The organism is Chryseobacterium sp. UF-290 (genome assembly GCF_058245615.1).
Genome location: NZ_JBSICB010000024.1, coordinates 1 through 19,755 on the forward strand (window position 1 = coordinate 1; position 19,755 = coordinate 19,755).

25 protein-coding genes are annotated in these 19,755 nt (G+C 37.8%); 9 read left to right on the forward strand and 16 right to left on the reverse strand.

The genetic code is table 11. The annotated features are described in order from the left end of the window. Window positions 1–86: 86 nt before the first annotated feature. Window positions 87–563 (reverse strand): cupin domain-containing protein, encoded by a 477-nt coding sequence (locus AC4IF5_RS19540; protein WP_490737483.1) that lies wholly within the window; start codon window positions 561–563, stop codon window positions 87–89. A 3-nt stretch (window positions 564–566) separates the two neighbouring features. Next, window positions 567–1,556 carry an NADP-dependent oxidoreductase gene (locus AC4IF5_RS19545; RefSeq protein WP_490737484.1) on the reverse strand — a complete coding sequence of 330 codons (990 nt, stop codon included), beginning with the start codon at window positions 1,554–1,556 and terminating at the stop codon, window positions 567–569. A 91-nt stretch (window positions 1,557–1,647) separates the two neighbouring features. On the opposite strand from AC4IF5_RS19545, the gene AC4IF5_RS19550 reads away from it, so the two are divergent. Further along, on the forward strand, window positions 1,648–2,025 hold the full coding sequence (locus tag AC4IF5_RS19550) for a winged helix-turn-helix transcriptional regulator (protein WP_490737579.1): 378 nt from the start codon (window positions 1,648–1,650) through the stop codon (window positions 2,023–2,025). 346 nt (window positions 2,026–2,371) lie between these two features. Here AC4IF5_RS19550 and AC4IF5_RS19555 read toward each other — a convergent pair whose 3' ends face one another. Continuing rightward, complete coding sequence (locus AC4IF5_RS19555) at window positions 2,372–2,737, reverse strand: DUF1304 domain-containing protein (RefSeq protein WP_490737486.1); 366 nt, start codon at window positions 2,735–2,737, stop codon at window positions 2,372–2,374. A 65-nt stretch (window positions 2,738–2,802) separates the two neighbouring features. On the opposite strand from AC4IF5_RS19555, the gene AC4IF5_RS19560 reads away from it, so the two are divergent. From AC4IF5_RS19560 to AC4IF5_RS19570, 3 genes are all read left to right on the forward strand, one after another. Continuing rightward, the gene (locus tag AC4IF5_RS19560) at window positions 2,803–3,375 is read left to right on the forward strand and encodes a Crp/Fnr family transcriptional regulator (protein WP_490737488.1); all 573 of its coding nucleotides are present in this window, start codon (window positions 2,803–2,805) and stop codon (window positions 3,373–3,375) included. Between the two features lie 63 nt (window positions 3,376–3,438). Continuing rightward, the gene (locus tag AC4IF5_RS19565; RefSeq protein ID WP_490737490.1) at window positions 3,439–3,870 is read left to right on the forward strand and encodes a DoxX family membrane protein; all 432 of its coding nucleotides are present in this window, start codon (window positions 3,439–3,441) and stop codon (window positions 3,868–3,870) included. A gap of 7 nt (window positions 3,871–3,877) precedes the next feature. Beyond that, window positions 3,878–4,321: a carboxymuconolactone decarboxylase family protein gene (locus AC4IF5_RS19570; protein ID WP_490737492.1), complete on the forward strand. Its 444-nt coding sequence runs from the start codon at window positions 3,878–3,880 to the stop codon at window positions 4,319–4,321. Between the two features lie 500 nt (window positions 4,322–4,821). Here the strand turns inward: AC4IF5_RS19570 and AC4IF5_RS19575 are convergent, their stop codons facing one another. From AC4IF5_RS19575 to AC4IF5_RS19590, 4 genes are read right to left on the reverse strand one after another with little or no spacing between them, the layout of a single operon-like run. Continuing rightward, window positions 4,822–5,574 carry a type 1 glutamine amidotransferase domain-containing protein gene (locus AC4IF5_RS19575; protein ID WP_490737494.1) on the reverse strand — a complete coding sequence of 251 codons (753 nt, stop codon included), beginning with the start codon at window positions 5,572–5,574 and terminating at the stop codon, window positions 4,822–4,824. Window positions 5,575–5,576: 2 nt separating this feature from the next. Then, window positions 5,577–5,864, reverse strand: a complete 288-nt coding sequence (locus AC4IF5_RS19580; protein ID WP_490737496.1) for a putative quinol monooxygenase — start codon at window positions 5,862–5,864, stop codon at window positions 5,577–5,579. A gap of 2 nt (window positions 5,865–5,866) precedes the next feature. Continuing rightward, complete coding sequence (locus AC4IF5_RS19585; RefSeq protein WP_490737498.1) at window positions 5,867–6,751, reverse strand: NAD-dependent epimerase/dehydratase family protein; 885 nt, start codon at window positions 6,749–6,751, stop codon at window positions 5,867–5,869. Beyond that, window positions 6,751–7,365 (reverse strand): NAD(P)H-dependent oxidoreductase, encoded by a 615-nt coding sequence (locus AC4IF5_RS19590; protein WP_490737500.1) that lies wholly within the window; start codon window positions 7,363–7,365, stop codon window positions 6,751–6,753. Before AC4IF5_RS19590 ends, AC4IF5_RS19585 begins: the two co-directional genes overlap by 1 nt. 279 nt (window positions 7,366–7,644) lie before the next feature. Between AC4IF5_RS19590 and AC4IF5_RS19595 the strand changes: the two genes are divergently transcribed. Both AC4IF5_RS19595 and AC4IF5_RS19600 read left to right on the forward strand, forming a co-directional pair. After that, window positions 7,645–8,391 carry a metallophosphoesterase family protein gene (locus AC4IF5_RS19595; RefSeq protein ID WP_490737502.1) on the forward strand — a complete coding sequence of 249 codons (747 nt, stop codon included), beginning with the start codon at window positions 7,645–7,647 and terminating at the stop codon, window positions 8,389–8,391. Window positions 8,392–8,430: 39 nt separating this feature from the next. Then, the gene (locus tag AC4IF5_RS19600; RefSeq protein ID WP_490737504.1) at window positions 8,431–9,330 is read left to right on the forward strand and encodes a LysR family transcriptional regulator; all 900 of its coding nucleotides are present in this window, start codon (window positions 8,431–8,433) and stop codon (window positions 9,328–9,330) included. Here AC4IF5_RS19600 and AC4IF5_RS19605 read toward each other — a convergent pair. Further along, entirely contained in the window at window positions 9,304–9,771 is a 468-nt protein-coding gene (locus AC4IF5_RS19605) for a GNAT family N-acetyltransferase (protein WP_490737506.1), read from the reverse strand. The genes AC4IF5_RS19600 and AC4IF5_RS19605 overlap by 27 nt on opposite strands. Beyond that, window positions 9,772–10,206 (reverse strand): GNAT family N-acetyltransferase, encoded by a 435-nt coding sequence (locus tag AC4IF5_RS19610; protein WP_490737508.1) that lies wholly within the window; start codon window positions 10,204–10,206, stop codon window positions 9,772–9,774. It lies immediately after the preceding gene. Window positions 10,207–10,748: 542 nt separating this feature from the next. Here AC4IF5_RS19610 and AC4IF5_RS19615 point away from each other — a divergent pair. The 3 genes from AC4IF5_RS19615 to AC4IF5_RS19625 all read left to right on the forward strand — a co-directional run bounded on the left by AC4IF5_RS19615 (window position 10,749) and on the right by AC4IF5_RS19625 (window position 13,003). Next, entirely contained in the window at window positions 10,749–11,624 is an 876-nt protein-coding gene (locus tag AC4IF5_RS19615) for an aldo/keto reductase (RefSeq protein ID WP_490737510.1), read from the forward strand. A gap of 104 nt (window positions 11,625–11,728) precedes the next feature. Next, window positions 11,729–11,881 carry a hypothetical protein gene (locus tag AC4IF5_RS19620; RefSeq protein ID WP_490737512.1) on the forward strand — a complete coding sequence of 51 codons (153 nt, stop codon included), beginning with the start codon at window positions 11,729–11,731 and terminating at the stop codon, window positions 11,879–11,881. Window positions 11,882–11,923: 42 nt separating this feature from the next. Beyond that, entirely contained in the window at window positions 11,924–13,003 is a 1,080-nt protein-coding gene (locus AC4IF5_RS19625) for an NAD(P)H-dependent flavin oxidoreductase (protein WP_490737514.1), read from the forward strand. Window positions 13,004–13,084: 81 nt separating this feature from the next. Here AC4IF5_RS19625 and AC4IF5_RS19630 read toward each other — a convergent pair whose 3' ends face one another. The 7 genes from AC4IF5_RS19630 to AC4IF5_RS19660 form a co-directional block, all read right to left on the reverse strand. After that, the gene (locus tag AC4IF5_RS19630) at window positions 13,085–14,422 is read right to left on the reverse strand and encodes a UDP-N-acetylmuramate--L-alanine ligase (RefSeq protein ID WP_490737516.1); all 1,338 of its coding nucleotides are present in this window, start codon (window positions 14,420–14,422) and stop codon (window positions 13,085–13,087) included. Window positions 14,423–14,428: 6 nt separating this feature from the next. Next, window positions 14,429–14,866: a hypothetical protein gene (locus tag AC4IF5_RS19635; protein WP_490737518.1), complete on the reverse strand. Its 438-nt coding sequence runs from the start codon at window positions 14,864–14,866 to the stop codon at window positions 14,429–14,431. Between the two features lie 15 nt (window positions 14,867–14,881). Next, window positions 14,882–15,688 (reverse strand): lysophospholipid acyltransferase family protein, encoded by an 807-nt coding sequence (locus tag AC4IF5_RS19640; RefSeq protein ID WP_490737520.1) that lies wholly within the window; start codon window positions 15,686–15,688, stop codon window positions 14,882–14,884. Window positions 15,689–15,715: 27 nt separating this feature from the next. Then, window positions 15,716–16,345 (reverse strand): NUDIX hydrolase, encoded by a 630-nt coding sequence (locus tag AC4IF5_RS19645; protein WP_490737522.1) that lies wholly within the window; start codon window positions 16,343–16,345, stop codon window positions 15,716–15,718. Window positions 16,346–16,559: 214 nt separating this feature from the next. Then, window positions 16,560–17,033: an OsmC family protein gene (locus AC4IF5_RS19650; protein WP_490737524.1), complete on the reverse strand. Its 474-nt coding sequence runs from the start codon at window positions 17,031–17,033 to the stop codon at window positions 16,560–16,562. A 5-nt stretch (window positions 17,034–17,038) separates the two neighbouring features. Then, the gene (locus AC4IF5_RS19655; RefSeq protein WP_490737526.1) at window positions 17,039–17,968 is read right to left on the reverse strand and encodes a TolB-like translocation protein; all 930 of its coding nucleotides are present in this window, start codon (window positions 17,966–17,968) and stop codon (window positions 17,039–17,041) included. Window positions 17,969–18,159: 191 nt separating this feature from the next. Then, window positions 18,160–19,719 carry an Rne/Rng family ribonuclease gene (locus AC4IF5_RS19660; RefSeq protein WP_490737528.1) on the reverse strand — a complete coding sequence of 520 codons (1,560 nt, stop codon included), beginning with the start codon at window positions 19,717–19,719 and terminating at the stop codon, window positions 18,160–18,162. Window positions 19,720–19,755 lie beyond the last annotated feature (36 nt).

Consider the following 19,755-nt stretch of genomic DNA (forward strand, 5'->3'; position numbering starts at 1 on the left):
TCTCTGGTTCTTCAGAATTTAATTATTATCTAATTTAATACTAAATCCTTTTGCAAATCTAAAGGCATTCGTGGCAATACAATTTTTTAATCTTCTACATCCGCATCTATTAAAACCGCCAGCTGTATACATGGCTCATCAGAACGGTTGCTCCAGGCATGGTTAGTTCCTCTCTGAATAACAATATCCCCGGGGCCGAGCTTAGTTTCTCCTTCTTCCATGATGAGATACAGTTCTCCTGAAAGAATAATGATATAATCCAGCGTTGGAGTCCTATGCATCATGGGATGAGGTTCTCCGGTTTTAAATTCTACTCCCAGATCTTTATCAGGCGGAATGACTACATACCGGAAGTAGGTGCCATTTTTTGGTGTTTGTGGGAAACCTGTATTGGGAATTTTAACCTCGAATTCTAAGCTTGCCGGCGTCTTTTGAGTATTCCAAATGTCTGAAATAATAAGTCCGGGAAAGTGTTCCACTACATTTTCTGTCTGCTGATCTTCAATAATAACGGATTTTCCGTTTTTAACTCCTGTTACGATACGTCTGGGTATTTTATTCATTGTTTAATGTTTCATGACAAGTTTTTGACCTTGCGTCTGGTTGTTTTTTAAAATAGCATGTGCCTTTAGAACGGTTTCCAGAGAAAGGCTGCCTATTATTTTATGCTGTGGAGGAGTAATGGCTCCGGTTTCAATCAGCTTTTTGATTTCCTTTAAGCCGTTTTGATAATAGTCGTATTTTTTGATCATGGTGTATGTATAATTGGAAATGTTCATGATAAGGCACCCTTTATTGAAAAGTATCTCATGAGCCTCTTTAGTGACTAATGCCGTCACATCTACATAAGTCCCATTGATCTTTAATACTTTAGCGCTGACCTCCGCCATATCATTTCCTACTAAGTCAACTCCTATATCAAAGGGCTGATGATTGTTGGCTTTTAAAAGATTTTCAACAAGATTTTCCTGTCTGTAACTGACGATCTGATGATCTTTCACTCCCAGGTTGAGCAGCATCTGCCTGTTTTCTTCACTTCCCACAGTTACTGTGAAATGCTGAATATGATGGGCCAATAAGATCTTAACAAAAAAAGAGCCTACTCCTCCGGCTGCTCCGGTTACAAGAATTGTTTGTTCAGGCTGTAATTTTAACCGGTTAAAAATCTGAAGTGAGGTCAGCCCTGCTGATGGAATAGCAGCGGCCTGTTCAAAGGAAAGATTCTTCGGTTTGAGTGAGACAATCGCTTCCGGAACAGCAATATATTCTGCATAAGTGCCATTGCTTCCCATTGAACCGCTGCCACAGAATACTTCGTCTCCAATACTAAACTGAGTGACTTCATTTCCTTTTTCTACAATAATTCCGGACAGCTCCCGACCCAATATGGGTGAGCTGATCAACCTTCTTTCCAGCTCATTTTCCAGCATCTGGTAATCGATGGGATTGAATCCGCTTGCTTTAATTTGAATTAAAACTTCATTGCTTTTGGGTTGTGGCTTTTCTATAGTACCATCTTCAAGCTGAAAATCTTTATTTAAAATGACTGTTTTCATACTGTTAATTTGATACACAAATGTAAAAACAGAATAGTTTATATTTGCTACTAGTTAACAAATGGTAACTAGTTACCTTGATGAAACCATTATGGCAAAAATTATTGAAAACGGTACAGAAAGAGAGGCGACCTGCACGGAGGAACTATTCGCCATGCGTGACAGCCTGGATGTTTTGGGAGGAAAATGGAAGCTGATGATCTTACGTTATCTGACCAACAGAACAGATCAGCAGATCCATTTTAAAAAGCTGGAACGTGGAATTGATGGAATTTCTGCTAAAATGCTCAGTAAAGAGCTGAAAGAGCTGGAGACAAATCTCCTGATCACAAGAACCATTCAGGATACAAAGCCCATTACGGTAACCTATGCCGTAACCGAATATGGAAAATCCGTATTTCCGGTAACGGAAACATTGGTGAACTGGGGATTGTTGCATAGGGAGAAGATTAAGGAGTCGATGGGGTAATGTTTTTTTGATTAAAAGATTAGAGAATTAAGGAATTAAGAGATTAGGTATAAGTTCTATAGATTGTAAAGGGAATCTGAATTATTTGATAAATCTGTAAGATCTTTTATTGATGAACAATATATTGTCTTTAAGACGCAGGGAAATCAAAAAATTTCAAGCAAACTTCATATATTTATTTCGCTACGAATTCACGAATAAAGTAAAAGTTCGTGCATTCGTGGCAATATAATAATAAGATAAATTTTCCCGCAGATCTCACAGATTCCGCAGATTCTTCATCAGCATCTGTGAAATCTGTGAGATCTGCGGGAGATAATCTTGCACCTTTGTGTTTTTCAACAACCTATTTCAATAAAACAGCAATGATCGCCAATATTGCCGGCAGTGCCTGAACAAAAAATATTCTCTTAGTAGCTGATACTGCTCCATAAATCCCTGCTACAGTAACACATCCTAAAAAGAACAAGGCGACATTATCCTGCCATTGAGAATCTTTAATCAAAAAAGACCATATCAGGCCGGCAGCAAGGAAACCATTATAAAGGCCCTGATTGGCAGCAAGTCCTTTTGTCGGTTTAAACATTTCTGCAGGCAGAGCGGCTTTGAAAACTTCTTTTCCTTTTGTCTCCCAGGCAAACATTTCCATCCAGAGAATATAAATATGTTCCAGTGCAACCACTGCGATCAGAATTTTGGCAATAATTTCCATGATTTACTATTTTGTCATTGTAAAACTAAAAAAATAAAGTTAAGTTTGGGTAATCAATTCTCAAGATGGATCCTTTCAAAGAACATTTAAATAAATTCATTACTGTCACTGACGAGGAATATACTTCCATTCTTTCTTTTTTTCGGGTACTGGATGTAAAGAAAAAGCAGAATCTGATGCTTGCCGGAGAAATTTGCAGACATATGTATTTTGTAAATAAGGGCTGTCTCAGAAAGTTTTTTATCAATGAAAAAGGGGTAGAGCAAACCACGGAATTTGCCATAGAGAATTGGTGGATTACAGATACTTTTGCTTATGAAAGACAGATACAGTCCAATTTCTCTATTCAGGCTGTGGAACATTCTTCTGTTCTTGTGATCGATCTTGAAAATCAGGAATTGCTATTAAAAAAACATCCTGTGATGGAACGTTATTTCCGGATGATCTACCAAAGGGCTTATGCTGCTGCAGAACGAAGGATCCGTTATCTGTATGAAATGTCCAGAGAGGAACTTTATATGCATTTCAGTACTCTGTATCCCTGGTTTATTCAACGTATACCGCAATATCTTATCGCTTCTTTTCTTAATTTGACCCCGGAATATCTGAGTGAAATCAGGGCGAAGTTACGATCTTAAACCAGTTTAAGGTTTTTACGGATTAATAACCGGAGATTTGTCATATTATTAAAAGCCAATGCAATGACAGATACCCAAAACCAATTTCCACAGTTATTTTTAAGGCTGGCACTCGCTGTGACGATGCTTTCTGCGGTGGCAGACCGGTTCGGATGGTGGAGTAAAGAAAATTCATCATGGGGGAACATGGCCAGTTTTGAAGAATATACGAGAAAACTGACCTTTTTTCTTCCGGAAGCGTTGAGTACTTTTTCAGCCTATGCGGCAACCTTTTTAGAAATACTTTTTCCATTGATGCTGATCGTGGGATTTAAAACTAAAATTGCCTCCTACGGAAGTGCTGTCCTTTTATTGATTTTTGCAGTGTCAATGACCATTGCATTAGGTCCTAAAGCTCCCCTGACCTATTCCGTATGGGTAGGAAGTGCAGCAGCTCTTTTATTGGCTGTACAGCAGCAATATCCTTTTAGTATTGATCAATTAAACCAAAAATAATATAATAATGAGCGCAAGATTAAATATTGCAACAGTAGATTCAGCAGCATACAAAGCGATGCTGGGATTGGAAGGATACCTTCAGAACATTTCTTTAAATCAGATTCAGAAAGAACTGATCAAGATCAGGGCCTCTCAGATCAATAAATGTGCTTTCTGCCTCGACATGCACACTAAAGATGCCCTGAAATATGGAGAAACTCCTCAGAGGATTTTTATTTTAGAAGGATGGAGAGAGGCAAAAGATTTTTTCACAGAAGAAGAGCAGGTACTTTTGGCTATGACGGAGGAAATTACTCTGATCAGTCATGAAGGCTTAACTGAAGACACCTATCAAAAGGCCAAAGCTCTTTTTGATGATCATCAGATCGCACAGATCATTATGGCTATTGTAACCATTAACGGATGGAACAGAATAGCGGTAAGTACGCATCTCCCAATTGAAAGATAGTGAAATAAAGGAGCTGGAGGCTGAGATAAGGCTGATTTTATAGAAAGAGCTTTTCAAAAACTGAAAAGCTCTTTTTTTGTAAAAACAATGAGAAGGAATAATTCTGATTGATATTAATTCTAACAATAAATTCTAACGGTTAATCTTATTTTTTTATCTGAATTACCTTGTCTCACTTGACACAGTATGTTATGAGATTTTCTTATTTCCCGGAAATAGATCATTTAATAAATAGCAACAGGATTTACATTCACCTGGGTTGATCCTACATATAAAGGTTGCCCCGGTACAAATAGAAATTTCCATATACTGGCGGCTATCTATCAGTTCCGGATTGTAAATTCCTTTTTGTCAGCATATATTGGTTGATGGCTGATACTTCCATATCCGTATTTTCTATTTTCTTGTCTTTAAAAAATAAACTACAAAAGTACAAATCATGTAAACCTGAGGTTTTTAATAACTTTTACCCTTTTTATCATTTAATTTAAGATGATCTGTTATTTATTTAATTCCTTTAAGATCGCTTCTCCAACACTTTTTGCGGACTGTGGATTCTGTCCGGTAATGACTCTCTGATCCGTTACTACATGATTTTGCCAAAGTCCTGATTTTTCGAATTGTGCGCCTCTTTCTTTTAACTTGTCTTCTAATAGAAAAGGAACAACGTCTGTTAATTTTACTTCAGCTTCTTCTTCATTGGTAAAAGCGTTGACCTTTTTACCGTCTACCAGGTATTTCCCGTTGCTGAGCCTGATGTTGACCAGACCTGCCGGACCATGACATACCCCTGCTACAATACCGTCATTCTCATAGATCTTTGAAGCGATACCTGCCAGTTCAGTATTATCTGCAAGATCCCACATCGCTCCGTGGCCGCCTGCATAAAAGATCGCTGAATAATCTTTAGGATTTACCTGGGAAGGTGTTAAAGAATGATCAATTTTATTTTTATATTCTTTGTTTTCCCAGAATTCTTTGTTGACAGGATCTTTCAGATCAAATCCGTCTACTGGAGGAGTTCCTCCTTTCGGGCTTACAAAATCGATTTCATATCCTGCTTTGTGAAGAACTTCCCATGGGTGAGAGACCTCTCCCAGATAATATCCTGTATCTTCACCGGTACTTCCTTTTTTATCGTGGCTGGTGACTACAAATAAAATTTTCTTTTTCATATTTTTTGATTTTTGGGTTTGTGCCTGAATGAATCCAACCGTAAAGACGGCCAGCATTAAAAACGCTAATTTTTTCATATTTAAATGATATGGGTTAGATATATCTGTGGTTTTTCCTGTAATTTCTCATCTGCCAAAGCTCCGAAAGCCTTGATGTAAGGTTGCTCATTATGCTGTGCCAGTCCTTCTTCATTTTTCCATATTTCATAGAAGACGAATTGATTTTTGTCTTCGATTCCCTGGTGAAGACTGTACAGTTCGCACGCTTCTTCTTTTCTTGTTTCTTTTACCATATTCTGAAGAACTTCCAATACTTCTGCCTGATGTTCTTCTTTGGCTTTGATAATTGCTGTAAGGTGAATTTTCATTATTAAATAAAATTTTCAATTGATGAATATATTGGCTTCCATTCCAGTTCAGTTCTGGCTTTATCGGCACTGCATAAACTATTAGACGCAAAACCGAAATATCCCCCTGCAGGACCAAATTTATTAACAGCATCTTGTATGCTTAAGGATTTTGCCGGTTCCAGGTTGTATTTTTTACTGATGTTTTCTGCAATGTTTTTTATAGATGATGAACCGTTTTCTGCATAATAAATAGAGCCTCCTTTTGCTTTTTCCAGCGCAAGCACATACAGGTCTGCCAAATCTTCAATGTGTAGGTTGGACCAGATATTTTCCCCTTCTCCAAAGTAAATACCATGTCCTTTTTCTTTAGAAAAATCAATGAGGGCAGGGATCTGGATGCTGCTTTTTTTTATTCCAAGACCTTCTCCGTAAACCATTGTAGGTACAATAACAATACTTTTTATACCTTTTTGAGCAGATTGAAGAACATGATTGTTGATAAGTACTCGTGATGCCATTTCCAGCCTTGGATGCAAAGGGAAATCTTCTTTAAAGATAAAGTCACTTTTTTTACCATTCTCTTTTCCACCAAAAATAGCTGAACCTGAAGTAAATATAAAGGTTTTATGACTCCCTTCCAATGCTTTGATAAAGTTATCAGCTGAATACGCATCATCAGCAGAATCAGCATTGTGAATAACAGCATCAGCATTGGTAACCGCTGATTGTATAAAATCTTCGTCATAGATATCTCCGATAATTGGCCGGATTCCCAATGCTTCCAGTTCCTGTATATGAGATTCGTTGCGTACAAGTCCTGTAACCTCATAGTTTTTATCAAGAAGTTTCTTTGCAATACTTCCTCCTATATATCCTGTAACACCTGTGATGAGTATTTTTTTCATTAGACCAGCTGCAGTTTTAATTCTTTTTCAAATACGTTTTTCACATGTTCTCTGTAAAGCTTCATATCACGCTCTACATTAGCATTTTTCTCCACATCATGAAAGTGGAAGCTTTCCATTTTTTCTAAAGAAACAAAAGCATTCATTCTATGGAACCCAAACAACGGCCCATCATCTACGCTTCTTTCACTGAAGAACTCTCCAGGAAGGGTAAAAGCTGTTGCGGGGGCATTCCAGCTTGTAGTCAGCATATATTTTCTTCCGCCGAGCATACCTCCTGTACCGTAGTTGATCTCAGGATTGGCAGCATTTCTTCCGTCACTCATATAAATTCCTCTGGCATGACCCGCTGTGAAAACTTCGTCGATATACTTTTTCAGACCGTTCGGAAGCTGGAACCACCAGATCGGCGTATGATAAATAATGTAGTCAGCCCAGACAAACTTTTCTACCTCTTCATGCTTGTCGTAGCTTTCACTTACATTAGTGATTTTTACTTCTATATTTCCAAATCCTTTTAGAACTTCCAATGTATTTTCTGCAATAGTCTGATTATATTTTCCTCCGGAATGTCCAAAGTTTTGTCCACCGTTGATGATAAGTACTTTTTTCATTTTTTATGATTGTTTAAATTTTACTCTGCAAAGTTAGGAGGGATATTTGTATAATAAAAATAATATAAATTATAGAGAAGTATTATAAAAATTATAGAATATTTAAGGTTTAAAGTTGCTGGTTGCTAGTCATGCGATTCTTATTTCTTATCTCATATCTCCATGTCTCTTGTCTTGGTTCTTCACTCTTGGTACCTTCTTCTCCTGGTCAAATGTCATATGATTCCTGAGCTGAAACTCCTTTATGTCGTGTAAATTTGTTGAGCAAATTGAAGGATAATGATACAAATAGCGGTTTTCAGTGATGTGCACGGGAATCTTCCTGCATTGGAAGTGGTGTTGAATGATATTGAACGAAGGGGAATTTGCCAGAAGTTCTGTCTGGGAGATCTTGTGGATTTCGCTCCCTGGGGAAATGAAGTGATTCAAAAGATCAGGAATCTGAATATTCCTTGTCTGATGGGGAATCATGACGAAAGGATCGCTTTTGATTTGCCTGTATTCCCTTTGAGTAAACATTCTGAAGAAGAAACCAGGGCCAGGTTGGTTGCTATTGATCATTCCAAAAAACATATTACAGAAGAGCATAAAAAATTTCTCTCAGAGCTTCCTTTTCATTTAAAATTAAGCTATAAAATAGGACATAACCACTGGAATATTCAGCTTGTTCATTCGAGTCTGTCCAGTAATGATACTTATCTTTATGAATCTGAACGTGATCAGGTCTTTACTGAAATGCTGGATGCCTCTCAATCTGATATTGTTGTGATGGGACATACTCATTTATCTTTTAAAAAAGAATTTGGAAATAATAAATGGGCTGTCAATTGCGGTTCCGTAGGACGTTCTAAAGAAGATAACAGGCTCGCTTCTTACTTAATCTTGACTTTAGATGAAGAAAAGATCACCCCGGAAATTGTGCAATTGAATTATCCGGTCGAAGAAACCATTCATCAGATACAGAAAAGCGGAATCCCGGACTATTATGCTTCATTTCTGAAAAACGAAGATGTATTAATATTATAATTATTTTGTAATTTTGTATTATAATATTAATAACTTATTATGGTCAATTTAGAATGGTATCGTACTTTTAAAGCCATATATAAAACCGGAACACTGACAGGGGCAGCAGATGCCTTATTCATTTCGCAGCCCGGGGTGAGCCTGCACCTGAGTTCTCTGGAGGCATACGTCGGATACAAACTGTTCGACAGAACCGGCAGAAAAATGATTCCGACGGAGCGGGGGAAAGTGTTGTTTAATGCAGTTGCCGAACCTCTCACGAAGCTTGAGGACGCGGAGAAAAATTTCCAGAAATCCACGGAAAAACATACCCCTACGATCAGTGTTGGAATGTGTTTTGAAACTTTTCAGACTACATTGGAACAATATGTTTCTACATTACCTTTCAATCTTATCATCAGTTTTGGCCAATATCCTGAAATGCTGGACCAGCTGGATAAAGGAATTCTGGATCTTATCATTACTCCGAAAAAAGGGTCTTCGCCCAATATAGAACACGAAGCATTTTCTTCGGAACAGATTGTTCTTGTAGGTGGAAAAGATATTGATGCCGCTGCTTTCAACAAAGTCTTAAAGACAAAGGATGCCGAAAAGATTGAAGAATGGCTGAAAAATGAAAAATGGTACGGAACTACAGGGGATATGGAACACCTTTTCCAGTTCTGGACTTTAAGTTTTGGACATAAACCGGATTTTCGCCCGAACTATATCGTTCCCAATCTCAACTCAATTATCCGTTGTCTGAAAGGTGGAACCGGACTGGCTGTTGTCCCGGACTTTTTATGCAAAAATGAAATCGAAAACGGAGCGGTAAAGCTGATCTGGGAAGGAAAGAAAAAGCTGGAAAATACGCTCTATTTCGGATGCCGGAAAAAGACCAGCTATCAAACCGAAATAGAACATATTAAAGGATTATTCCGTAAGATGATGGGTAAGTAGAACCATATCCCGCATCTGCAGCCCATTTTCATAAATAGGAGATGGGTAGTTTTCTATAAAAAAATCTTTACGGATTCCTGTTTTCATGAATCCGTTTTTCTCATAAAACCTGATCTGTTGGAATCCCGTATCAGAAGTTCCGACGGACAGGGTTTTATAATGGTTTTCCCTGGCAATTTCTTTGGCTTTACTGATCAGAATACTTCCGATCCCTTTACTCCTGTAGCTTTCAATAACTGCAATATTTTTGATCTCCAGTTCGGTATCACTGTTCCTGTACAATGCCATGACCGCAATATTTTCAGTTCCGTCATATAAGAGATAAATATCAGAGTTGAAGATGTACTGATCAATAGCTTCAGTTGTTTCATCCGCCAGCAGAAGCAGTTTATATGGGATCTCTGACCCCGGATCTATTGGTGTGAAAGTGAAATTCTCCATCTATAAACTCATATGAATAATTGGATAATCTTTTCCTGAACCGTCTTTTTCAGATTTTCCGGTCTGCCGGAACCCCATTTTTTCATAAAAACCTATTGCCTGCGGGTTTTGTTCATTAACATCTACTTTGGTAAGACCTGTTTTCTCTTTCATAAATTCATACAGCTTTTTACCATAGCCTTTTCCGCGGTTGTCATTATGAATGAAAAGCATTTCCAGATTACCCTCGGCTACGGAAGCAAAACCCTGAGCTTCATGATCATCTGTGATTAAATAAACCTCCAGATTCGGAAGGAAGTCTCTTGGAATAATTTCTTTGAAATAATTGAAATCTTCTTCAGCAAGAAAATCATGGGTGGCTTTCACCGCTGATTCCCATATTTCCATAATTCTCGGATAATCTCCGGCACTGGCAAGCCTGATTTGTTGTGACATGATTTGAAATTTATACAAAAATAGGGAAATTAGAAGTTAGAAGCCAGATGCTAGAAGCTAGAAGGGAAAGTATTTCAGGGAATTTTTATTCCCTTCTTTTGGAAGGATATATTTTTACAAAGCAAAAAACGGAGTGGTTTTTTATTTCCTTTTTTCATGGTTGGTTGGAAAACGCAAAGGCGCAAAGAGAATTAGTAGCATCATGCTTTTAAGGCACAAGAAAATCAAAGATTTTCAGCAAGGACAGCCCGTTATTAGATTGAATTCTCCCGCAGATTTCACAGATTACGCAGATGCTTATGAAAAATCTGCGTAATCTGCGGGAGATAAAATAATATTTAACAAATATACTGCATCCAATTCATCGAAAATAAAATCTTTTCGCCTTACAACATAAAACCAATAAAGCCTTTGTGTCTTTGCACTTTACAGCCTACCATTAAAATTTTTCCCAAAAACAGTAAAATTGGTAAGCCGGAATCCCGATTTTTTATCGCAAATTTGTTTAATCACTTTATAGTAAAATCAAAAATCAAAAGATTATGCAAAAGAAAACCTATACAGGGCAGCCTGTGGTCACCTTAAATAACGGAGTGGATATTCCGGCTTTAGGATTTGGAGTATGGCAGATGGAAGATCTGAAAGAATGTGAAAACGCAGTGATCAAAGCTATTCAGACCGGATACAGAATGATCGATACTGCTGCTATCTATCAGAATGAAACGGCAGTAGGCACAGCTGTGAAAAACAGTGGTGTAAACAGAGATGAATTGTTTATCACTTCAAAAGTATGGGTTCAGGATCATGGGTATGAAAAAGCGAAGAGCGCTTTTCAGAGGACGTTAGACAGATTACAGATGGATTATCTTGACATGTATCTTATTCACTGGCCTTATGGAGATTTCTTAGGAACCTGGAAGGCACTGGAAGAATTGTATCAGGAAGGAAAGATCAAAGCAATAGGCGTTTGTAATTTTACCGTTGAGAAGCTGGAAGAATTAAAAGCTAATTCAACCGTTTTGCCGGTAATCAACCAGATCGAGCTGCATCCTGTGTTTCAGCAAAAGGAATTACAGGTTTATGACAGGGAAAATACTATTATAACTCAACCCTGGAGCCCATTGGGGAACGGTAATGCCAACCTATTAGGCAATACGGAATTGAAAGCGATTGCAGAGAAGTATGGTAAAACTGTTGCACAGGTGATCCTAAGATGGCATCTGCAGGAAGGATTTGTTGTCATTCCTAAATCTGTAACCCCATCAAGAATTGAAGAAAACTTTAATGTATTTGACTTTGAACTGACAGAAGATGAAATGAATGTTGTCCGTTCTTTAGATACAGGAAAAAGATTATTCTTTGATCCGAAAGATCCGGAATGGGAACAGAAAATGTTAAATTCTGTAGCGGATATTTAATTAACAGACTTATACATCAGGAATTCCCACAGATTCCACAAATTTCACAGATTAAAAAACTGTGTAATCTGTGTGATCCGTGGGATTTTAAATTAAAGAAAATTATGACCGCAACAGAATGTATTGAAACATTATCATTGTTCAAAAATGAAAAAGAAATCGATAAGGTTGAAAAATTTTTCAAAGGAAATGATGGTATTATAATGCATTTTGGAGTCAAGTTCGGGGATGTCTTTGCTACATCCAAAGTATTATGATCATTACAGGTTTTTTTGTACATTTTTATTAAAATAATTCTTATGTTTTGGCCGGATACAATCAGTAAGAAATTAGGAATACAATATCCTATCATCCAGGCACCGATGTTTGGAATGAGTACCCCACAGATGGTTGCAGCAGCTGCTAAGGCAGATTGCCTGGGATCTCTGGCATTGGCAGACCTTGCAGCGGAACAGTCTGTAGAGCTTATCAGGGAAACCCGGAAACTGACGGATCAGCCTTTTGCGGTGAACATCTTTGCACACCGTATTCCTGAAATAACAGATGCTTTACGGGAGAGGTTTACTGGAACCAAGCAGTTTATAGAGCAGCTGGCAAAAGAAAATAATATTGAGGTTTCTCTTCCTGAGCTTGATGCTATTAGAGTGAAAAGTTATCATGAGCTGATAGATCCCATTATTGAAGAAAACTGTAAAATTGTAAGCTTTATATTCGGGAGTCTGGATGACCAAAGCATTCAGAAGCTAAAAGAAAATGATACGATCCTTATCGGAACCTGTACTTCGGTAGAGGAAGCTTTGATCCTGGAAAGATCAGGGGTGGATATGATTTGTGTACAGGGAATAGAGGCCGGAGGGCATCGGGGCGCGTTCAACGCGGATCATGTTCTGCAGATCGGAGGTCTGTCTTTGCTGTCACAGGTACATGACCATGTGAAAGTTCCGTTGATCTATGCCGGAGGAATTTACAATGCAAAAACGATATATGCAGCAAAAGATCTGGGGGCACAAGGTTTTCAGACGGGAAGCCTGTTACTGGCATCTGAAGAGAGTGCCTTGAAGCCATTTGAAAAGGACCGGCTTAAAAAAGTGAGAGAAGAAGAGATTATTCTGACAAAAAGTTTTTCAGGACGCTATGCCAGAGGAATCAGAAATAAATATATTGAAACGATCGAAAATTCAGACTATATTTTACCTTATCCTTATCAGAACAAATTGACCAATGCATTACGTGCAGCGGCAAAGGCTTTGGAAAATCCTGATTTTGTAGGGATTTGGGTAGGACAGTCAATTCATCAGTATAGTGAGCTTTCTACAACGGATATTTTGAGAAATTTAATTCAGGAGACTGAACGTTTTAGAAATATTCAAGTGATTTAAACTAATAAAAAAGCTCCTTTCAACCGAAAGGAGCTTTTGCTGTATTGTAGAATCTAATACGAGTTTTTTTGTCTGATTAAGTTACTTTGTAAGATCCAAACCACCAAAATTTCCGGAACTCATCATTAAATAGACTCCCTGTGCTTTATCCAACGTTCCCCAGTAGGTATGAAGATCTTCGGCATTCGTAAATACTTTCAGATTTTCATTTTTGAACTTTTCTTTGATCAATTCGGGAGAGATAGGTTCCATTCTTTTGATCTTCAAAGCATCTTCCGAATAGAAAACCACAGCTTCATCCAAACCGTCCATAGCATGGTCATACTGCTCTAAAAAGGCAGGGTTTAAGCTTGAATAGGTATGGAGTTCCAGGAATCCGTGTTTTTTCTCATTCCTGAACTGTTCTTTAAATGCTTTCACAGCTGCTTTTACCTTACTTGGCGCATGGGCAAAATCTTTATAGAGAGTTCCTTTGTCTTCCCTCTCTACTTTTTCAAGACGTTTGGAGGCTCCTTTGAAGCTCATGATCGCTTCGTAGAAACTTTCATCCATAATCCCCAGCTGTTGGCAGATATGTCTTGCTCCTTCCAGATTCAACAGGTTGTGAGCCCCAAAAATAGAAAGCGGAACATCGCCCATTTCCGTTTTTAAATACACTTTTCCGTTGTTGATCTCATATTCGGGCGTTTTATAAGGAATCTTTCTAAAATAATTTTCAGCATTTTCCACTACTTTTACTACTTCAGGATCTTCTTCATTATAAACCAGAACACCTCCTGCTGTAATGCTTGCCACAAACTTTCTGAACTGATCGATATAGTCGTCAAATGTTTTAAAAACATTGATATGGTCCCAGGCAATGCCGCTCATTAAGGCAATATTCGGCTGGTATAATAAAAATTTGGAACGCAGGTCAATAGGGGAAGAAAGGTATTCATCGCCTTCCAACACCATAAAATCATTATCCTGAGTCAGTTTTACCATGCAGTCGAAACCTTCAAGCTGTGCGCCTACCATAAAATCCACATCCTTCTGATGAAAATTCAAAACGTGAAGAATCATTGACGTGATGGTCGTTTTACCATGTGATCCTGCAATCACTACTCTGGTCTTATTCTTAGACTGCTCGTACAGGAATTCCGGATATGAATATATCTTCAGACCCAACTCTTTTGCTCTTGCGAGTTCAGGATTGTCCTGATGAGCATGCATACCAAGGATGACCGCGTCAATGTCCGGAGTGATTTTTTCCGGGAACCAGCCCATTTCCTGAGGCAATATTCCTTTTTTCTCCAGTCTCGATTTTGAAGGCTCAAAAATGGCATCATCTGAACCTGTTACCTGATATCCTTTATCTTTTAATGCGATGGCAAGATTATGCATGGCGCTTCCGCCAATGGCAATGAAGTGGGTTTTCAATTGTATTTACTGTTTTTTAACATTAGTATTAATGATCTGCTGGAAAGCTCCAAGAATGTTGTTCCAATGGGGCTGATAATTCGGAATAATCATACTGGCATCCGACTTACTGCCTTCATTAGGTCCTTTCTTGATGTTGATGGAAGTTGAAATGTTGTCGTAAAGTTTTTTATGGTCTTCCTGTATCTTTCTGAAGTTATTCTGAGAAAGAACCTGATCCAGCTTCTTTAAATCTTCATCGGAAATTTTAAAATTCTGTTTGTACTTTTTTCCCTGACCTTCAAAAGAATAATGCGCATTATTCCCTTTTATAAGAAGGTTTTCATATACTGGAGCATAGCCTCCGCTTTTCGAATAGCTGATATCAAAATCCGAATATACTTTTTGGCTGTTGCATGAAACTAATACTGTGATTATGAATAAGATTCCAAGTATTCTGTTCATAATTTTCTAATTTACTTAATTATTTGAGTCCTTTTGTTCTAATTTTTTAGCTTTAAGTTCTTCATCATAACTGTGTAATAGGTTGAAGGCTTCAGTCTGCTCAATGGCAGTCATGATCTTCAGTAAAATTTCCGGTGCTTTTTCATTATCGTAATCGATATCCAGAGGGGCTTTAAACTCCATGGTAGGTTTTACACCGGTAACCTTTACCCGAAGTCCTTTTTTATCAAACGCTCTTCTGAATCCGTTTATTTTGATAGGAATGACAATAGGGCGCTGATTTTTTACCAATTTGGCAGTTCCTCTTCGTCCCTGTGCAAAAGCTGATGTAGTACCTTGTGGGAACGTAGCCACCCAGCCATTGTCCAATGCTTTCATGATATTGTCCACCTCGCTCATATCCACCATCCTGTTTACGCTTTTACCTTCTGCTCTCCAGGTTCTCTTTACTGTTACAGCGCCTGCAATTTTGAAAATTTTAGGAAGAATTCCTTTATTCATGGTTTCTTCGGCTGCTACATAATAAAAATCGATCTTGGGATTCAGCAGATAGATCGGATTTTTGATGGTATTTAAATATCCATTATTTACGGCACAGAAAGCATGATACATGGCTGCAACATCTGCAAAATAGGTCTGATGATTGGATACAAACAACACATTGGAATCCGGAAGATCCACAAGGTGTTCTGTGCCGGTGATTTTCAGTTTGTTAAAGCCATTAAATCTTCTGTAGGATACAATTCCTAAAATAAAAATAACCAACCTTTTTAAAAAATAAGGTGTTCCGAATGCATCGGTGAAAATATTTTTCTTCGCCATTTCTCAATTAAACACGGTTGTGCAAAGTTACATTTTTTTCAGCAACTGGCTGAATTCACTTAATATCATTGCTGTTGCCCCCCAGATAATGTATCCGTTGAAATTGATTACAGGAACTTCCTGGCCTCCTGCACTGGGAAGAGCCATGATCTCAGGAGTATCAGACAAATTCAAAAAGGATGTGATGGGAAACTCAATGGTTTCCACCGCTTCACTCTGCTGAAGAACGAAAGCCGGATTTTTCTTAGTATATGAAATATAGGGATATACATAAAAATTGCTTGGCGGAATATATATAGGCGACATTTCCCTGATGATCCGTACATAATGCTTATCTATACCGATTTCTTCAGAAGTCTCACGAACAGCCGTTTCTGCAAAATCCCTATCCATTTCCTCACGTTTTCCGCCGGGCAGTGAGATTTGCCCGCTATGCCTGTCATGCTCATTAATGGTTCTCTGGATCAATGGAAAATACCACTCGTTGTCTTTCAGGTACAAAACTATGTTGACAGCGGCAAATTTGGGATTTTTTGCCAACACTTCATCATAAGTAAAAACAGGACGGTAGGGAGGAGAAAATATTCCATGGGCGTGTTCGCCGGGAAGCTCTACGCTTTTTACTTTCCTTAATAAATCTTTTCCAAAATTTTCCATACCTCAAATTTAACAATATATTCTTGAAGAAATAAGGGCCTTAACATTAATTAACCTATGTGGATGGTTGGGGTGGAAGATTAAAAAATTGAAAGATGAAATGACTAAAAAATTAAAAAATTAAGAGATTAAGGAATTAAGGAATTAAGAGATGATGAGTATAGGTTTGTAATGAGGATAAGGCAGCCCCTTTTTATTGAGTTGATTATAAAAATTATGATTGAACAAGTATATTAGGAATATGCTGTACCGGGAAGTTGACGGAATTGGCAATGAAGCAATATTCATTTGCCCTATGATGGAGTTCTTTTGCTTTTTCAACCATTGCATTTTCCGTTATTGTAACGGTTGGATGCAGGGTGACTTCTGTAAAATGACCGCTTCCGCTGGCTGTTTCCTCCATTATTCCTGCTGCTTCATCTGTATAATTCGTGACAATGATTCCTGCTTCGGAACAAAAATGAAGATACCACAGCATATGACAGGAAGACAGGGAAGCGAGAAACATTTCTTCAGGATTATGTTTGGTCCTGTCTCCACGAAATGCAGGATCTGATGATCCCTCAATCATCATTTTATTTTCTACTGAAATCGTGTGGCTTCTTTCATAGTCTCTATAGCCACTGGTTCCCGTTCCTTTATTGCCTGTCCATTGGATGACTGCTTTGTAATGGTGCTGCTTACTCATGATAATTATTTTATATTTAATGTTACCTTATAAATTTTACTCAGACCATTTTCCCCTTCACTGGTGTATTCCTGGAAATCGTCGATATCTTTAAATCTTTTTGGCTGTAAACTACTTCTCCTGCTGGTAAAATATAAGGTCTGGGTTTCTTCATCATAGAAAGGGCAGTATTCCATAAACTTAGTATTGACCGGTGTTCCCAGATTCTCTGCTTTCTGCCAGTTTCCATCTGCCGATTTCCTCGATATATAAAGGTCCCCGCTACCCAATCCTCCTTTCTCATTGTATTTTGTAAAGATGATAAAGTTTTCTTTTGGGGCAATGAATGCATTAAATTCATATCCGCTGCTGTTGATGTTTTCGTTCAGCAACTCTGGAGCGGAAAAAGCATTGTTTTCCCATTTGCAGAAGTAGATATCATCTTTTCCCATTCCGGTGGGAGCTTCCATGGTGAAGTACAGATTGTTATTTTCAGATAGGGAAGGATAGAACTCGTTCAGTTCAGAATTGACCGGTTTTCCCATATTGATGGGCTCAGACCATTCAGAGCTGTCATTTTTTCTTTCAATATACCAGATATCAAAATCTTTCTTTAAGATTTGGTTTTTATTCAGAGGCCGGTCTGAAGCAAAATAAAGGCGTTTTCCGTCATGTGAAAGAAAAGGCTCCATATATGAAAATGGATCGTTAAAAGAGATCAGCTCAGGCTTTGACCAGACGTTTTTCTTATTCTTCTTAATGTACGCGATATGCGAGACTTCTTGGTTGGGGCTTTGTATCGTAAAATAAGCTTCAGAGCCATCTTTGGAAATAGAAAGGTCTCTTACATTGAGAAACCTGTTAAGATCTTTATTGAATAAGGTTACTTCATTGGGTTTTTGGGCGGATACTAATCCTGCAATTAAAAAAAAGAAAGGCTTAAATAGGGTTTTCATGATGCTTAAATACTTTTTTCTAATGGATTGATGGTTTATAATAAAGCTTATGAACTTATTCAATAAAAAAGTATCTGCTAAAATTAAGCAAATACTTTTAAAAAATAGGGGGTGGCTTTTTAGTCCACTTTTTTCAGGATGGGATAATGTAATAAAAAACCTCCAATAAGAACTGGAGGTTTGTATTTTGTTTAATTAGAAAATTCTATCAATTCTTCTTTCTTCGAATTGTAGATCTTGTATTCTAAATATTTAAAAGAATCCCTTGGTACGATGGTTACCCATTTTTTGTATTTGATAAACCATTTCATCTGGATGCTTTTGATGCCTTTGGTCAAGTAGGCTTCTACGAATGGATGTACATGCAGATAGATTTTTCCCTTTTCTTTCTGCAAAATATTTCTTAAGGTTTCACCCATTCTTTCCACGATAACGATCGGAGCTACGATTTCTCCGTCTTTGTTCGGGTTTTCTTCTTTGGTTTCGATCTGTTTTTCCGGACGGTTTCTTTGTCTGGTGATCTGGATCAGTCCAAATTTACTTGGAGGAAGTATTTTGTGACGGGCTTTGTCACGTTTCATTTCCTCTTTAAGGTGCTCATAGAGATCTCTTCTATGATCTGAATTCGTCATGTCGATGAAATCAATCACGATAATGCCTCCCATATCACGGAGGCGAAGCTGTCTTGCGATCTCGGTAGCGGCCATTTTGTTCACTTTCAGTGCGTGTTCTTTATTGACAGCCGCTCCGGTAGTGATGTTGTTTCCGGAGTTGACATCCACGACGTGGAGTGCTTCTGTGTGTTCAATAACAAGATAAGCGCCTTTGGAGCTTGGAATGTTGACATGTTTCCCGAAGCTCTGTTTAAGCTGTTTTTCAACATTGTAATATTCCAGAAGAGGAATATGGGAATCATAAAACTGGACAATATTTTTCTTTTCAGGAGCAATTACTTCAATGTAATTTTTCATCTCGCTCACCATCTGCTCATCATCACAGATAATATTGACGAAATCCTGATTAAAATTGTCTCTTAAAATAGCTGAAGCCTTGTCTTCTTCGCTTAAAACTTTCGATGGAACCTTATTTCTCTGGATATTTTTAAAAGTGCTTTCCCATTTCTGAACCAGCTGATTCATGTCATTATGCAGGTCGGCTACTTTTTTACCTTCGGCCACTGTTCTGATGATGACTCCGAAACCTTCAGGTTTGATACTGTCAATAAGGGTTCTCAGTCTTTCTTTTTCCTCAGAACTTCTGATTTTTTTGGAAATAGAGACTTTGTTGTCGAAAGGGATCAGAACCAGGAAACGACCTGTCAGTGAGATTTGGGTAGAAATTCTTGGTCCTTTTGTAGATATAGGTTCTTTGGTGATCTGCAACAGAACAAGGTCGTCCTTGGCTATCACTTTATCTACCGTTCCATTTTTGTCTATTTCGGGTTGTATCTCGAAATTTTTTAAGCTTGAAGTGCTTTGTTTTTTAGAAATAGTATCTTTTAAAAACTTTTTGTATGTAAGATATTGAGGTCCCAGATCCTGATAATGCAAAAATGCATCTTTGTCATATCCGATATTGACGAATGCGGCGTTCAGGTTGGGTGCGAGTTTTTTTACTTTTCCTATAAACAGATCTCCAACTATAAAATCGCTTTTGTCTTCTTGCTCATGAAGTTCACATAGTCTTCCGTCTTCCAGCAGTGCAATCTTTGTAAGATCATCTTCATGCGAAACTATTAGTTCTTTCTTCATTTTGTTATAAGATAAAATTGTTAAGATTATAGAAAA

Bases quoted from the DNA above. Each gene is read 5' to 3' on its own strand.
- AC4IF5_RS19650 (WP_490737524.1), bottom strand. From the start codon at position 17,033: ATGAGTAAGCAGCACCATTACAAAGCAGTCATCCAATGGACAGGCAAT.
- AC4IF5_RS19605 (WP_490737506.1), bottom strand. From the start codon at position 9,771: ATGGAGAATTTCACTTTCACACCAATAGATCCGGGGTCAGAGATCCCA.
- AC4IF5_RS19560 (WP_490737488.1), top strand. From the start codon at position 2,803: ATGGATCCTTTCAAAGAACATTTAAATAAATTCATTACTGTCACTGAC.
- AC4IF5_RS19570 (WP_490737492.1), top strand. From the start codon at position 3,878: ATGAGCGCAAGATTAAATATTGCAACAGTAGATTCAGCAGCATACAAA.
- AC4IF5_RS19595 (WP_490737502.1), top strand. From the start codon at position 7,645: ATGATACAAATAGCGGTTTTCAGTGATGTGCACGGGAATCTTCCTGCA.
- AC4IF5_RS19580 (WP_490737496.1), bottom strand. From the start codon at position 5,864: ATGAAAATTCACCTTACAGCAATTATCAAAGCCAAAGAAGAACATCAG.
- AC4IF5_RS19545 (WP_490737484.1), bottom strand. From the start codon at position 1,556: ATGAAAACAGTCATTTTAAATAAAGATTTTCAGCTTGAAGATGGTACT.
- AC4IF5_RS19600 (WP_490737504.1), top strand. From the start codon at position 8,431: ATGGTCAATTTAGAATGGTATCGTACTTTTAAAGCCATATATAAAACC.
- AC4IF5_RS19540 (WP_490737483.1), bottom strand. From the start codon at position 563: ATGAATAAAATACCCAGACGTATCGTAACAGGAGTTAAAAACGGAAAA.
- AC4IF5_RS19590 (WP_490737500.1), bottom strand. From the start codon at position 7,365: ATGAAAAAAGTACTTATCATCAACGGTGGACAAAACTTTGGACATTCC.
- AC4IF5_RS19565 (WP_490737490.1), top strand. From the start codon at position 3,439: ATGACAGATACCCAAAACCAATTTCCACAGTTATTTTTAAGGCTGGCA.
- AC4IF5_RS19660 (WP_490737528.1), bottom strand. From the start codon at position 19,719: ATGAAGAAAGAACTAATAGTTTCGCATGAAGATGATCTTACAAAGATT.
- AC4IF5_RS19655 (WP_490737526.1), bottom strand. From the start codon at position 17,968: ATGAAAACCCTATTTAAGCCTTTCTTTTTTTTAATTGCAGGATTAGTA.
- AC4IF5_RS19610 (WP_490737508.1), bottom strand. From the start codon at position 10,206: ATGTCACAACAAATCAGGCTTGCCAGTGCCGGAGATTATCCGAGAATT.
- AC4IF5_RS19625 (WP_490737514.1), top strand. From the start codon at position 11,924: ATGTTTTGGCCGGATACAATCAGTAAGAAATTAGGAATACAATATCCT.
- AC4IF5_RS19620 (WP_490737512.1), top strand. From the start codon at position 11,729: ATGACCGCAACAGAATGTATTGAAACATTATCATTGTTCAAAAATGAA.
- AC4IF5_RS19555 (WP_490737486.1), bottom strand. From the start codon at position 2,737: ATGGAAATTATTGCCAAAATTCTGATCGCAGTGGTTGCACTGGAACAT.
- AC4IF5_RS19550 (WP_490737579.1), top strand. From the start codon at position 1,648: ATGGCAAAAATTATTGAAAACGGTACAGAAAGAGAGGCGACCTGCACG.
- AC4IF5_RS19640 (WP_490737520.1), bottom strand. From the start codon at position 15,688: ATGGCGAAGAAAAATATTTTCACCGATGCATTCGGAACACCTTATTTT.
- AC4IF5_RS19635 (WP_490737518.1), bottom strand. From the start codon at position 14,866: ATGAACAGAATACTTGGAATCTTATTCATAATCACAGTATTAGTTTCA.
- AC4IF5_RS19575 (WP_490737494.1), bottom strand. From the start codon at position 5,574: ATGAAAAAATTAGCGTTTTTAATGCTGGCCGTCTTTACGGTTGGATTC.
- AC4IF5_RS19645 (WP_490737522.1), bottom strand. From the start codon at position 16,345: ATGGAAAATTTTGGAAAAGATTTATTAAGGAAAGTAAAAAGCGTAGAG.
- AC4IF5_RS19615 (WP_490737510.1), top strand. From the start codon at position 10,749: ATGCAAAAGAAAACCTATACAGGGCAGCCTGTGGTCACCTTAAATAAC.
- AC4IF5_RS19585 (WP_490737498.1), bottom strand. From the start codon at position 6,751: ATGAAAAAAATACTCATCACAGGTGTTACAGGATATATAGGAGGAAGT.